This is a genomic window from Pseudomonas putida (assembly GCF_016406145.1).
In the GTDB taxonomy this organism is placed as follows: domain Bacteria; phylum Pseudomonadota; class Gammaproteobacteria; order Pseudomonadales; family Pseudomonadaceae; genus Aquipseudomonas; species Aquipseudomonas putida_E.
The window spans coordinates 2,349,133-2,362,274 of record NZ_CP066306.1 but is presented as its reverse complement, the minus strand read 5'-3'; the positions used below and the strand labels follow the sequence as shown (position 1 = coordinate 2,362,274).

The following is a 13,142-nucleotide window of genomic DNA, read 5'->3' as shown; positions in this document are numbered from 1 at the left end:
GGGATAAATTGAAGAAGAACGTTCTTATCATTGGTGCAGGAGGTGTCGCCAAGGTGGTGGCCCACAAGTGCGCGCAGCATAACGACGAACTCGGTCGTATTGCCATTGCGTCGCGGAACATCTCCAAATGCCAGGCCATCATCGACAGCGTCAAGGCCAAGGGTAGCCTCAAGGTACCCGCCGACATCCAGGCCTTCTCGCTCAACGCCCTCGATGTCGAGGCAACCAAGGCACTGATCCGCGAGACTGAATCGCAGATCGTGATCAACGTGGGCTCCGCCTTCCTCAACATGTCGGTGCTGCGTGCCTGCATCGATACCGGTGTCGCCTACCTGGACACCGCGATCCACGAAGAACCGGGCAAGATTTGCGAGACGCCGCCCTGGTATGGCAACTACGAGTGGAAACACCTCGAAGAATGCCAAGAGAAGAACATCACCGCCATTCTCGGCGTCGGTTTCGACCCGGGTGTGGTGAACAGCTACGCAAAACTGGCGCAGCAACAGTATTTCGACAGCATTGACTCGATCGATATTCTCGACGTCAATGCTGGATCCCACGGCAAGTACTTCGCCACCAACTTCGACCCGGAAATCAACTTCCGCGAGTTCACCGGGCAAGTATGGAGCTGGCAGAACAGCCAGTGGACCAGCAACACCATGTTCGAGGTCAAGCGTACCGACGACCTGCCGGTCGTGGGTTCGCAGAACCTGTACCTGACCGGTCACGACGAGGTCCACTCGATCTCGAAGAACCTGAACGTGCCGAACGTGCGCTTCTGGATGAGCTTCGGCGAGCACTACATCAATGTGTTCACCGTGCTGAAGAACCTTGGCCTGCTTTCCGAGCAACCGGTCAAGACCGCTGAAGGCCTGGAAGTGGTGCCGCTGAAAGTGGTCAAGGCCGTGCTGCCTGACCCGGCTTCGCTTGCCCCGGGCTACACCGGCAAGACCTGCATCGGTGACCTGGTAAAGGGCACCAAGGATGGTCAGCCGCGTGAAGTGTTCATCTACAACGTGGCCGACCACGAAGAGGCCTACGCTGAGACCGACAGCCAGGGTATCTCCTACACCGCCGGTGTACCGCCGGTGGCTGCGGCCCTGCTAGTTGCCCGCGGCGAGTGGGATGCCAAGCGCATGGTCAACGTCGAGGAGCTGCCAGCCGAGCCGTTCCTCAAGGCGCTGGATGTCATGGGCCTGCCGACCCGCGTGAAAGATGAAAAAGGCGATCGTCCTTGGGACGCTGAAGCCTAAGCAGCAAGAGAAGGGGCGCCAACAGGGCGCCCCTTCTTTTTGTCTGCACCGGCCTCATCGCCGGCAAGCCGGCTCCCACAGGCTAACCACTGCTCTGAAGGGCAGTGGTGTGTCTGCCACCTCACTCAAGCCCGGTGGTGTGCCTGCCACTGCTCTCAAGGCCAGTGGTGTTCCTGTGGGAGCCGGCTTGCCGGCGATGAGGCCAGCATTGATCTACGCCTACTTCCTGGCTTCCAGTATCAGGTTGAACGGTGTCTGTGTCGCCCGCCGGAACTGCGTGAACCCCGCCTCCTCGAACACCGCCCGCAAGCGCGCCTCCCCGGCCTGTGCGCCGAGCCCCAGCCCAACCTCCTGAGACAGCGAATTCGGTGTACAGATAAACGTCGACGCGGCATAGAACAGGCGACCGACCGGCGTCAGGTTGCCGTCCAGCGTGTCCTCGGCATAGGGCTCAACCAGCATCACCGTGCCACCGGGCTTCAACGCCTGGTAGGCATGCCGTGCAGCGCCAACGGGGTCGCCCATGTCGTGCAGGCAATCGAAGAAGCACACCAGATCATGATCGCTGCCCGGATAATCCTTGGCCGAAGCCTGCTGGAAACTCACCTGCGGGGTCAAACCGGCCTCACTGGCGCGTTCGCGGGCCGTGCTGATGGACGGCGTATGGTAGTCATAGCCGATGAAGGTCGATGCTGGAAACGCCTGGGCCATGACCAGCGTCGAAGCGCCATGCCCGCAACCGACATCCGCGACCTTGGCGCCGGCCTGCAGCTTGGCCACCACTCCGTCAAGCGCCGGCAGCCAGTCGGCCACCAGGAAGGTGCGATAGCCGGGCCGGAAGAAACGCTCGGTACCGCTGAACATGCAGGGGTGATGGTCGCCCCAGGCCAGCCCGCCATCACCGCGCATGGCAGCCACCAGCTTGTCCTTGTCGTGGAACAGCGCGGCCACCACCGCCGCGCCACCCGCCATATAGGCCGGTGAGTCCTCCAGGGCCAGTGCCATGGCCTGCTCCTCGGGCAGCACGAACCTGCCCTGCTCATGGACCACATAGCCGGACGCGGCCTGAGCGTTGAGCCATTCGCGCACCAGCCGTGGGTGGCAGCCGGTCCGGGCCGCCAGCACTTCGGGGGTGACCGGCTGACTATCAGCCATGGCCCGGTACAACCCCAGTTCGTCGCCAAGTATCACATTGGCCAGGGTCGCCGCAGCGCCCATGTCTCCCACCAGCTTGCCCATGAAATCATGAAGCCTTGCCTCGTCCATGACCTGCCCTCCTCTGCAAGAAGGCCACCGTCAGCGAGGGATGTCCGGTCCGGGGTCGCGGTGGTCGGATTAAGGTGTGAGGGCTCGCCGTGATGGCAACCGCGGCGGGCTGTTTGTAAGTTTAGATGTCCTGACTGAGCGGGTCGTAACGTTTGACAGGGCTGCTGCGCCACTTGCATTCAGTCCATTCTCAAAATACTGTATGAATATTCAGTATCACGAGACACCCTCATGCAGCTCATTGCCAAGCTTGGCATCCTCGCCGATGCCGCCAAGTACGACGCGTCCTGTGCCAGCAGTGGCGCGCCCAAACGCAGCTCGCGCGGCAGCAACGGCCTGGGCGCCACCAATGGCATGGGCATCTGCCACAGCTATACACCGGACGGGCGCTGCGTTTCGCTGCTCAAGGTGCTGTTGACCAACTTCTGCCTGTACGACTGCCAATATTGCGTCAATCGCCGCTCCAGCAACGTGCCGCGGGCACGTTTCACGCCCGAGGAAGTGGTGCGCCTGACCCTGGATTTCTACCGGCGCAACTGCATCAGTGGCCTGTTCCTGAGCTCCGGCATCATCCGCTCGGCCGACTACACCATGGAACAGTTGATCCGCGTGGCGCGCCTGCTGCGTGAGGAGCACAACTTCCGGGGTTACATCCACCTCAAGACCATCCCCGACGCCGACCCACTGCTGATCGAGGAAGCCGGGCGCCTGGCCGACCGCCTCAGCGTCAATATCGAACTGCCCACCGATGCCAGCCTCAAGCGCCTGGCCCCGGAAAAACACGCCCATACCATTCGCCAGGCCATGGGCGTCATCCACCAGGGGCAGCAAGCCGTGGCGGGCGAACCGAAAGCACCGCGCTTCACCCCGGCCGGGCAAAGCACCCAGGTCATCGTCGGCGCCGACGCCACTGACGACAGCACACTGCTGCGCAACGCCGAGTCGCTGTACCAGGGTTACGGCCTCAAGCGCGTGTATTACTCAGCTTTCAGCCCGATACCCGACAGCCCCGGCAGCGTGCCGCTGGCAGCTCCACCGCTGCTGCGCGAGCACCGCTTGTACCAGGCAGACTTCCTGTTGCGCGGCTATGGCTACAAAGCGGGTGAGTTGCTTGGCCAGGAGGCTAACCTGGCGCTTGACATCGACCCCAAGCTTGCCTGGGCGCTGGCCAACCGTGAGGTGTTCCCACTGGATGTGAACCGTGCCGAGCCCGCGCTGCTGGCACGTATCCCCGGCATCGGCCTGCGCAGTGTGCAGCGGCTGGTGGCGCTGCGCCGGGAACGGCGCGTGCGCTACGACGACCTGATCCAGCTGCGCTGCGTGCTCGACAAGGCCCGGCCATTCATCATCACCAGCGACTACCGCCCAGGCCAGGCGGAGCTGCGCAGCGGCCTGCTGCGCGAGCGCCTGCGTGAACCACAGGCGCCGGTGCAGATGGGGTTGTGGGGGTGATCGCGCTCGACTGTGACGAGCGCTTCAGCACCTGGCGCGACCAGGCCCGCACGCTGCTCGGGCACGGCATCGACCCGGCGCAAGTGACCTGGTCGCAAGGCCCGATCGACGATCTCCTGGCGGTGCCTGCCCCCCTGCCAGACGGGCCCGGCCCGTTTCGCGCCACGGTACCGGCGGCGCTGTTGAGCCTCTTGGAACAGGCATCGCGCTACCGGGGCGAGCAACGCTGGAACCTGCTGTACGAAGTGCTCTGGCGCGTGGCCCACGGTGACCGCACGGCAATGCTTGCGGGCGACCGCCTGGGCAGTGAACTGCACCGGCGTATCAAGCAGGTCAGCCGTGAAGCACATCACTTGCACGCGTTCGTGCGTTTCGTACCCTTGCCACCAGCACTTGCCGAGCAACTGCAACTGGACCTGGTGGCCTATCACGAGCCGGCCCATGACATTCTGCCCAGTGCCAGCGCGCACTTCGCCGACCGCCTGGGGCGCCAGCGCTGGTTGATCGCCACACCGCAGGACGGTATTCGCTTCGACGGCCAGGGTTTCGATTACCAGCGGCACTGCCCGGACGCCTGGCGGCAGTGGGCGCGCAATGCCGATGACCCGGGTGCCGAGCTGTGGCGGACCTACTACCGCCATACCTTCAACCCCGCCCGCCTCAACCCGGATGCCTTGCGCCTGCACATGCCGGGGCGTTTCTGGCGACATTTGCCCGAAGGCATGCTGATCCCGCAACTGGAAGGGTTGGCGCGCCAAGGCAAGCAACGTGATGGCCAGGCTGCGGAAGTGGCTGTGCAGCAGGGCAAGACGATAAACCGCACTGAACCCTGATCCCCTCTGCACGAAGCCGCCCGGCCACCGCCACAAATGTGAAAAAAAGGTAAAAATTCCTGCATCCCAATCTTTCAAGGGCAGGCAAATCCTGACAAACTTATTGTTAATCGTTCTCATACACACTTTCAATAACGTTTAACAATGTACAGGAACCCACCCCCAATGCCGTCGCCACTCGCGCCCTCGCGCCATCTCCCTGCCCGCAACCTGCTCGCCATGGCCGTGTGCATGGCCATCGTCACACCGGCCTTGGCCGAAGACGACCAGCCCACCACGCTGGTGTTGGGCGCCACCGAGATCAGCTCCGATCGGCTGGGCAGCACCACCGAGGGTTCGCAGTCCTACACCACAGGTTCCATGGCCACCGCCACCAAGCTGCCATTGAGCCTGCGTGAAACACCGCAGGCGGTGACCGTGATTACCCGTCAGCGCATGGACGACCAGGCGATGACCAGCATCAACGACGTGGTCAAGGCTACGCCAGGGCTGTTCCTTGACTATTCCGGCGGTCCAGGTCGGCAAAACTACATCTCGCGTGGCTTTGACATCGACAACCTGATGTACGACGGCATTCCGAGCGGTTACAAGCCGTATACCGTAGGTGCCCAGCCTAACCTGGCCATGTTCGACCGCGTCGAGATCGTCCGCGGTGCGACCGGCCTGATCACCGGCTCCGGCAACCCTTCGGCGGCCATCAACCTGGTACGCAAGCGTCCGCTGGCCGAACAGAAGGTCACCCTGACCGGCGCCGCTGGCAGCTGGGACGACTACCGCGGCGAAATCGATGCCTCCAGCCCGCTCAACGACAGTGGCACACTGCGCGGCCGCGTGGTGACGTCATACCGGGGGGCCAACAGCTACATCGATGACGTCGAACAAGACCACGGCCTGTTCTATGCAATCACCGAGGCGGACCTGTCCGAAGACACCACACTGACCCTCGGCTTCTCTCACCAGAAAGACCAGACCAACAACTTCTGGGGCGCCATGCCAACCGCCCTGAACGGCCACCACATGGACTTCTCGCGTTCCTACAACCCAGGCAGTGACTGGGAAAACAAGGATCAGGAGATCAACACCGTATTCGCCGAAGTGCAGCAGCGCCTGGCCAATGACTGGAAACTTCAGGTCAACGCCAACTATTCCCAGCAAGACGGCACCTTCACCGGCTCCTACCAGTCGCGCTGGGCCGGGCTCAATAAGCCGTTGTCCCGCACCGCTTACCAGTCCAAGCACCAGGAAAACCAGGCCGGCCTTGACGGCTTCGTCAGCGGCCCGTTCGAAGCGTTTGGCCGCACCCACGAGCTGGTGGTGGGCGCCAGCAAGCGCATCTACGACATGGACACACGCAACTACAGCCCATACGACACCAACTGGCCGATCGATGGCGGCAAGCCGAACTTCGTGCACACCAACAACGTACGCGAAGTCACCACCCAGGAAGGCGTGTACATGACCACCCGGCTGAGCCTGGCCGATCCGCTGAAGCTGATCCTGGGCGGCCGCCTGGACTGGTATGACTATGACAACAAGGAAAGTGCCAGCGCCGATTACAAAGTCACGCGCAACGTCACTCGCTACGCGGGCCTGATCTACGACCTGGACGATCATCACTCGGTGTATGTCAGCTACAGCGACATCTTCAACCCGCAGGAGTACAAGGACGCTTCCGGCAGCCCGCTCAAGCCGGTCGAGGGCAAGAACTATGAAATCGGCGTCAAGGGCGAGTACTTCGATGGCGCCCTCAATGCCAGCGTGGCGCTGTTCCGTATCGACCAGGAAAACCGTGGCGTTTCGCAGACCGACCTGGCCGGCTGCAGCGACCCGACCAACTGCTACGTCGCCTCTGGCGAGGTACGCAGCCAAGGTATCGACATGGAGCTGCAAGGTGCGCTGACCCGCAACTGGCAGGTCGGTGCCGGCTACACTTATGCCCGCGTCCACACCCTCAAGGACGCCGCCAACCCAGGCAACGTCAACCAGCGCTTCGACACCGATACCCCCGAGCACCTGTTCAAGCTGACCACCACCTACCGCTTCGAGGGCCCGCTTGAGAAGCTGCGCATCGGTGGCAACATCTCCTGGCAGAGCCGCATCTACAACGACTTCACCGTTGCCGATGGCAGCGAGTACCGCCTGGTCCAGGGGTCGTACGCGGTCACCGACCTGATGGCCGGCTACCAGGTCAACAAGCACCTCGACCTGCAACTCAACGCCAACAACGTGTTCGATCGCAAGTACTACTCGGCTGTGGCCAACTCGGTCAACTATGCCGGCGACACCTGGGGCGCGCCGCGCAACATGATGCTGACGGCCAAGTACAGCTTCTGACCTGACGGGTTGCCAGCCTGTACCGGACGCTTCGCAGCACAACCCGCGAAGACGCCGGTACAGGCCCCCACCAATCAGCCGAACAATTTGCTCAGATACCCCAGCCTCTTCTTATACGACCGCCGCGCCTCAAGCGCATCCTCCATGCTCACCGGCAAGAACCGCGCCTGCTGGTTCGGCTGCATCTGCCCGATCAGGTCCAGGTCGGCACTGATCACCGTGCCGATCATGGCGTACCCACCACCGGACACTGCATCGCGGTGCAGAATGATCGGTTCCAGCCCGGCTGGCACTTGTATCGAGCCGATCGGGTAGCAGCTGTCGACGATATTGGACGGGTCCGAACCTGCGCCGAATGGCTGCTCTCGCGGCTGGAAACCCAGTGCGTTGCCGCCCTTGTAACGGTAGCCGATGCGGTCGGCCTCGGAGCCCACCGTCCAGGCATCGGTGAAAAAGCTTTTCGCCGCAGCATCAGTCAGGCGGTGGAAGTACAGCCCCGGCACCACGCGCAACACCACTTCCCCACCCAGTGCCTGGCGCAGCGCCATTGGCAAACTGGCTCCGGCACGGGCTTTGGCGCTGGGCACACCGACCGGCAATACATCGCCTGCCAGCAGCTTGCGACCGTGAAAACCGCCCAGCGCGCCCAAGGCGTAAGTGGACCGGCTGCCCAGCACTTCTGGCACATCGATGCCGCCCGCGACTGCCAGGTAGGCACGTGCCCCGGCTGTGGGGAAGGCGAAGCGCAGCACCTGGCCTGCCCTGACTGCAAACGAAGTGTCAGGGCGCTGTTCGCGGCCATCGAGCAGCACCGGCATCTGTGCACCACACACCGCCACCAGCGCATCCTGCAGAAACTCCAGCTCCGGCCCCACCAGCGCGCATTCAAGGCCAGCAGTACCCGCCGGATTGCCGACCAGCTGATTGGCGGCGCGCAGCGCATATTGATCAAGCGCACCGGAGGGCGGGATACCCAGGTGGTAATAGCCTTCACGGCCCAGGTCCTGCACCGAAGTTGCCAGGCCAGGCTTGAGTACCTTGATCATGCCAACACCTCCTGCAAGGACTTGGGATAGCCGACCGGGTCGGCCAGGAAAGCATCGAGGGAAAACTCTACCGGGCGAATGCGCAGGTCGAAACGGCCGTCCTCGACATCCGCCACCGCTTGGTCGTAGGCCTGACGGTCGATGGGTTTGAACTGCACGATGTCCCCTGGGCGGAAGAACACCATGTGCTCCTTCAGGTAGTTCAGGCCTTGCTGCGGGTCGTAGATCGGCGCCGGGGTAACGCCGAACATCTGGTAGCCCCCTGCCCCGCGCACCGAATAGATGCAGCCGAAACAACCGCCGTGGCCCAGGGTCAGCTTCGGCGTGTCGGTGCGTGGGCGCAGGTACTTGGGCACCTGCAACTGACGCTCGCGCTCGACCATCTGGAACATGAACGGCAGGCCGGCGACAAAGCCGACCATCGACACGAACCAAGGCGCGCCACTGTGCGCGGCGATGAAGGCATCGACATCGGCCAGGCCATTGATGCGCGCCGCGTATTCGAGGTCGGTACTGTTCGGGTCCTGGTGGCGGTCGCGAAAGCGCATGAGGGTTTCATGGGTCCAGGGGTCGTTGTACAGCACCGGGATCTCGATGATCCGGGTGTGCAACGCGCGTTCGGCGACCGCCTCGGCCTCTGCACCGCGCACCGCTGCAAGCAGCACGTCGGGGGCGATGCGGTCGGGGTCGAAGCGGATCTGGAACGAGGCGTTGGCCAGGCAAATGTCCAGCACGCCCTCCAGCGCCAGGCGCTCCACCGCCCGGGTGACGGCCATGCCCTTGAAGAACGCCTCGAGCGACATACTGTCGCTGACCTCGGCAAACAGGTGCTCGTCGGCACCAAAGCTGTAGCGGATCGGGGTACTGGCAAGCGGCTCGGCCATGTCTGCTCCTTTTTTGGAATCTTTATCGTAAGGCAGGCAAAAACAATGCAGTGCAGCGGCACCGGTGTCTGAGCACCGGGTGCCTTGAACCTCAACGGGGCGTGCGCACCTCAATCCCGGCGGCGTCCAGCGCCGCGCGTGTGGCTTCGACCAGGTCGAGCGCGCCGGGGGTATCACTGTGCAGGCAGATCGAGTCGAATTCGATGGCCAGGTCCTGGCCCTCGACCGTACGGACCACGCCCTCGCGGCAAGCCCGCAGCACGCGCTCGGCGACCGCCTGCGGCTGATGGCCACGCACATTGCGGGTAAACACGATGGAACCGCTCTGGTCGTACTCACGGTCAGCATAGAACTCACGCACCACCGGCTGGCCGAGTGCCTGCGCAACCCGGCAGATCACCGAGCCAGGCATGCAGTACAGCAACAGCTGCGGCTCGATCACCTGCAGGTTCTGCACCAGCAACCGGGCGGCTTCCTCATCACGGGCCAGGTGCATGTACAGGGCACCATGGGGCTTGATGTGTTGCAGTTTCACGCCCTGCGCACGGGCAATTTCACGCAGCGCACCCAACTGGTACAGCATGTCGTCGACCAGCTCCTGAGCCGGTGCGTTGATGTGCCGGCGGCCAAACCCGACCAGGTCACGAAAACCCGGGTGAGCGCCTACCGCCACGCCCAGCGCCTTGGCCCGTTCGACGGTGCGACGCATGGTGCCAGGGTCGCCGGCATGAAAGCCGGTGGCGATGTTGGCCGAACTGATGAAGGCCATCAGTTCGTTGTCGACGCCGTCGCCGATGGTCCACGGGCCGAAGCCCTCGCCCATGTCAGAATTGAAGTCTACTGCCTGCATGCCTACGCTCCCGGTGCTTGTGACGGTGTGAAGGTCACGTTAGATTCTCCACAACCCCCTTGGGAAGATCTATAAACAGATAGGGTGTCTTCTGAAAAACAGATACCCAGGAGTCTCCCGTGTCACTGACCTTGCGCCAGGTTCGCTACTTCGTCGCCACCGCCGAGATCGGCCAGATTTCCCAGGCCGCCATCCACCTCAACATTTCCCAATCGGCGGTCACCACCGCGATCAAGGAACTGGAGGCAATGCTCGGGGTGTTGTTGTTCCAGCGCTCGGCGCAAGGCATGAGCCTGACCGATGCGGGCCGGCATTTTCTCAACCGCGCCTATGTGATCCTGCGCAGTGTCGATGACGCACTCAACAGCCCGCTGCCGGACGTGCGCGCCAGCGGCCTGCTGCGCCTGGCGGCGAGTTACACGGTGATCGGCTATTTCCTGCCGCACCACTTGCAACGCCTGGAACACTGGCACCCGGACGTAAACCTCCAGGTACACGAGCAGGAGCGCAGCGCCATCGAGCAAGGGCTGCTGGAAGGCCGCTTCGACATGGCGGTGGTGCTCACCGCCAACCTCACCCACCCGGATATCGTGTCCGAAACCCTGTTCAACTCCGAGCGCCGGCTGTGGCTGCCCAGCCACCATCCGCTGTGCGAGCGCTCTACGGTGAGCCTGGCCGATGTTGCGCGTGAGCCGTTCATCCTGCTGACTGTGGACGAAGCCGAGCAGAGCGCCATGCGTTACTGGGAGCTGGCCGGCCAGCGGCCGAGCGTGCGGGTGCGCACCAGTTCGGTCGAGGCGGTGCGCAGTATGGTAGCCAATGGCAGCGGCGTGGCGATCCTGTCGGACCTGGTGCACCGGCCCTGGTCGCTCGAAGGCAAGCGCATCGAGACCGTAACCATCAGCGACCCGGTAACGCCCATGAGCGTGGGCCTGGCCTGGCACCGCGAGCGGGCATTCAGCCCGGCGATGCTGGCGCTGCGCAACTACTTTCATGACGCCTTCCTGGCGCCACAGCAGTTGTCGGCTCGGCGCTGAATGGCCAGGGCCTTGATACCTCAGCCGAACGTTCAGGCGCCGTCGTCGTCATAACTTGGCCGGTGCAGCCACGCAGAGAGGACGCGAAATGACTCAACCAGACCCGTCATACGTCAAATGGCTCGAAGAACGCTCCATGCTCAAGGCCTCGCAGGAGCGAGCCCGGCTGTATTCAGGGCAATCGCGCCTGTGGATGAACCCCTACGCCGAAACGCAGCCACGCCGCGCCACCGACATTGCGTCGGTATGGCTCACCGTCTATCCCGACGCGATCATCGCGCCTGAAGGCTGCTCGGTGCTCGGCGCGCTGGGCCACGAAGCCTTGTGGAAGCGCCTGTCGGAAATTGGCGTGCAGGGCATTCACACAGGCCCCATCAAACAGTCCGGCGGTGTCAGCGGGCGCGACTTCACCCCCAGCGTGGACGGCAATTTCGACCGCATCAGCTTCGACATCGACCCGCTCTACGGCAGTGAACAGGAGCTGGTGCAGATGAGCCGCATGGCGGCGGCGCACAATGCCGTGACCATCGACGACCTGATCCCCTCGCACACCGGCAAGGGCGCCGATTTCCGCCTGGCCGAGCTGGCCCACGGCGCCTATCCAGGGCTGTACCACATGGTCGAGATCCGTGAGGAAGACTGGCCGCTGCTGCCGGACGTGCCCCCTGGCCGTGATTCGGTCAACCTGCTGCCCGCACAGTGCGACGAACTCAAGGCACACCACTACATCGTCGGCCAGCTGCAACGGGTGATCTTCTTCGAGCCTGGCGTGAAGGAGACCGACTGGAGCGCAACGCCACCGATCACTGGTGTCGATGGCAAGACGCGGCGCTGGGTCTACCTGCACTACTTCAAGGATGGCCAGCCGTCGCTGAACTGGCTGGACCCAAGCTTTGCCGCCCAGCAAATGATCATCGGCGACGCCCTGCATGCGCTGGACTGCCTGGGCGCGCGCGGCCTGCGCCTGGATGCCAACGGTTTTCTCGGGGTCGAGACCTGCGCCAGTGGTACCGCCTGGTCAGAAAGCCACCCGCTGTCGATCGTGGGTAACCAGCTGATCGGTGGCATGATCCGCAAGGCCGGCGGGTTCAGCTTCCAGGAGCTGAACCTGACCCTGGACGACATCGCGCAGATGTCCAAGGGCGGCGCCGACCTGTCCTATGACTTCATCACCCGCCCGGCTTACCAGCATGCGCTGCTGACCGGCGATACCGAGTTCCTGCGCCTGATGCTCAAGGAAATGCACGGTTTCGGCATCGACCCGGCGTCGTTGATTCACGCCCTGCAGAACCACGACGAACTCACCGTCGAGCTGGTGCACTTCTGGACCCTGCACGCCCATGACATGTACCTGTACCGGGGCCAGACCCTGCCCGGCAACATCCTGCGCGAACATATCCGCGAGGAAATCTACGAACGTCTCTCGGGCGAACACGCCCCTTACAACTTGCGCTTTGTCACCAACGGCATCTCCTGCACCACCGCCAGCCTGATCACGGCGGCCTTGGGCATCCGTGACCTGGACCAGATTGGCCCGGCGGAGATCGAGCTGATCCAGAAGGTGCACCTGTTGCTGGTGATGTACAACGCCATGCAGCCCGGTGTAGTCGCACTGTCCGGTTGGGACCTGGTCGGCGCCCTGCCGCTGCCGGCCGAGGCGGTGGCGCAAAAGATGGCCGATGGCGATACCCGCTGGATCCACCGTGGCGCATACGACCTGGCCGGGCTCGATGCGCAGGCCGAGGCATCGGTGCGTGGCATGCCGCGCGCACGCTCACTGTACGGCAGCCTCGACCAGCAGCTGGAAAGCAGCGATTCGTTTGCCAGCAAAGTTAAAAAACTGCTCGCCGTGCGCCAGGCCTACGGTATTGCCAGCAGCCGCCAGGTACTGGTGCCCGAGGTCAGCAGCCCGGGGTTGCTGGTGATGGTGCATGAGCTACCGGCCGGGCGTGGCATCCAGATCAGCGCGCTGAACTTCGGGCAGGAGGTGATCGCTGAAGAGCTGCTGCTGACCGGCTTCACGCCCGGGACGGTGGTGGACATGATCAACGAGACGGTCGAAGGCGACCTGACCGAGGATGGGCGGTTGATGATCAACCTGGATCCGTATGAAGCCTTGTGCCTGAGAATCGTCAACAGCAGTGGGCACGTCTGAGGCGCTATTAGCTACACCTGTGGGCGCCGGTT

10 protein-coding genes are annotated in these 13,142 nt (G+C 63.3%); 6 read left to right on the top strand and 4 right to left on the bottom strand.

Annotation, left to right across the window (positions count from 1 at the left end; all coding sequences use genetic code 11):
- Positions 1–8: 8 nt before the first annotated feature.
- Positions 9–1,253, top strand: coding sequence for a saccharopine dehydrogenase family protein (locus tag JET17_RS10840; protein WP_039602482.1), 1,245 nt, complete (start codon positions 9–11; stop codon positions 1,251–1,253).
- A gap of 219 nt (positions 1,254–1,472) precedes the next feature.
- Here JET17_RS10840 and JET17_RS10835 read toward each other — a convergent pair whose 3' ends face one another.
- Positions 1,473–2,519, bottom strand: a complete 1,047-nt coding sequence (locus tag JET17_RS10835; protein WP_012314013.1) for a class I SAM-dependent methyltransferase — start codon at positions 2,517–2,519, stop codon at positions 1,473–1,475.
- Positions 2,520–2,750: 231 nt separating this feature from the next.
- Between JET17_RS10835 and JET17_RS10830 the strand changes: the two genes are divergently transcribed.
- From JET17_RS10830 to JET17_RS10820, 3 genes are all read left to right on the top strand, one after another.
- Positions 2,751–3,971 (top strand): putative DNA modification/repair radical SAM protein, encoded by a 1,221-nt coding sequence (locus JET17_RS10830; RefSeq protein ID WP_012314012.1) that lies wholly within the window; start codon positions 2,751–2,753, stop codon positions 3,969–3,971.
- Positions 3,962–4,804, top strand: coding sequence for a TIGR03915 family putative DNA repair protein (locus JET17_RS10825; protein WP_042111363.1), 843 nt, complete (start codon positions 3,962–3,964; stop codon positions 4,802–4,804). The genes JET17_RS10830 and JET17_RS10825 overlap by 10 nt, the downstream gene beginning before the upstream one ends.
- Before the next feature lie 165 nt (positions 4,805–4,969).
- Positions 4,970–7,138 (top strand): TonB-dependent siderophore receptor, encoded by a 2,169-nt coding sequence (locus JET17_RS10820; RefSeq protein ID WP_012314010.1) that lies wholly within the window; start codon positions 4,970–4,972, stop codon positions 7,136–7,138.
- 74 nt (positions 7,139–7,212) lie between these two features.
- Here the strand turns inward: JET17_RS10820 and JET17_RS10815 are convergent, their stop codons facing one another.
- The 3 genes from JET17_RS10815 to JET17_RS10805 form a co-directional block, all read right to left on the bottom strand.
- Positions 7,213–8,184 carry a biotin-dependent carboxyltransferase family protein gene (locus tag JET17_RS10815; protein ID WP_012314009.1) on the bottom strand — a complete coding sequence of 324 codons (972 nt, stop codon included), beginning with the start codon at positions 8,182–8,184 and terminating at the stop codon, positions 7,213–7,215.
- Complete coding sequence (locus JET17_RS10810) at positions 8,181–9,068, bottom strand: 5-oxoprolinase subunit B family protein (RefSeq protein WP_012314008.1); 888 nt, start codon at positions 9,066–9,068, stop codon at positions 8,181–8,183. The genes JET17_RS10815 and JET17_RS10810 overlap by 4 nt, the downstream gene beginning before the upstream one ends.
- 91 nt (positions 9,069–9,159) lie before the next feature.
- Positions 9,160–9,918, bottom strand: coding sequence for a 5-oxoprolinase subunit PxpA (locus JET17_RS10805; protein ID WP_012314007.1), 759 nt, complete (start codon positions 9,916–9,918; stop codon positions 9,160–9,162).
- Positions 9,919–10,037: 119 nt separating this feature from the next.
- On the opposite strand from JET17_RS10805, the gene JET17_RS10800 reads away from it, so the two are divergent.
- Both JET17_RS10800 and treS read left to right on the top strand, forming a co-directional pair.
- Positions 10,038–10,955 carry a LysR family transcriptional regulator gene (locus JET17_RS10800; RefSeq protein WP_012314006.1) on the top strand — a complete coding sequence of 306 codons (918 nt, stop codon included), beginning with the start codon at positions 10,038–10,040 and terminating at the stop codon, positions 10,953–10,955.
- Between the two features lie 88 nt (positions 10,956–11,043).
- Entirely contained in the window at positions 11,044–13,110 is a 2,067-nt protein-coding gene (treS, locus tag JET17_RS10795; protein ID WP_012314005.1) for a maltose alpha-D-glucosyltransferase, read from the top strand.
- Positions 13,111–13,142 lie beyond the last annotated feature (32 nt).

Bases quoted from the DNA above. Each gene is read 5' to 3' on its own strand.
- JET17_RS10835 (WP_012314013.1), bottom strand. From the start codon at position 2,519: ATGGACGAGGCAAGGCTTCATGATTTCATGGGCAAGCTGGTGGGAGAC.
- JET17_RS10830 (WP_012314012.1), top strand. From the start codon at position 2,751: ATGCAGCTCATTGCCAAGCTTGGCATCCTCGCCGATGCCGCCAAGTAC.
- JET17_RS10820 (WP_012314010.1), top strand. From the start codon at position 4,970: ATGCCGTCGCCACTCGCGCCCTCGCGCCATCTCCCTGCCCGCAACCTG.
- JET17_RS10815 (WP_012314009.1), bottom strand. From the start codon at position 8,184: ATGATCAAGGTACTCAAGCCTGGCCTGGCAACTTCGGTGCAGGACCTG.
- JET17_RS10810 (WP_012314008.1), bottom strand. From the start codon at position 9,068: ATGGCCGAGCCGCTTGCCAGTACCCCGATCCGCTACAGCTTTGGTGCC.
- JET17_RS10805 (WP_012314007.1), bottom strand. From the start codon at position 9,918: ATGCAGGCAGTAGACTTCAATTCTGACATGGGCGAGGGCTTCGGCCCG.
- treS (WP_012314005.1), top strand. From the start codon at position 11,044: ATGACTCAACCAGACCCGTCATACGTCAAATGGCTCGAAGAACGCTCC.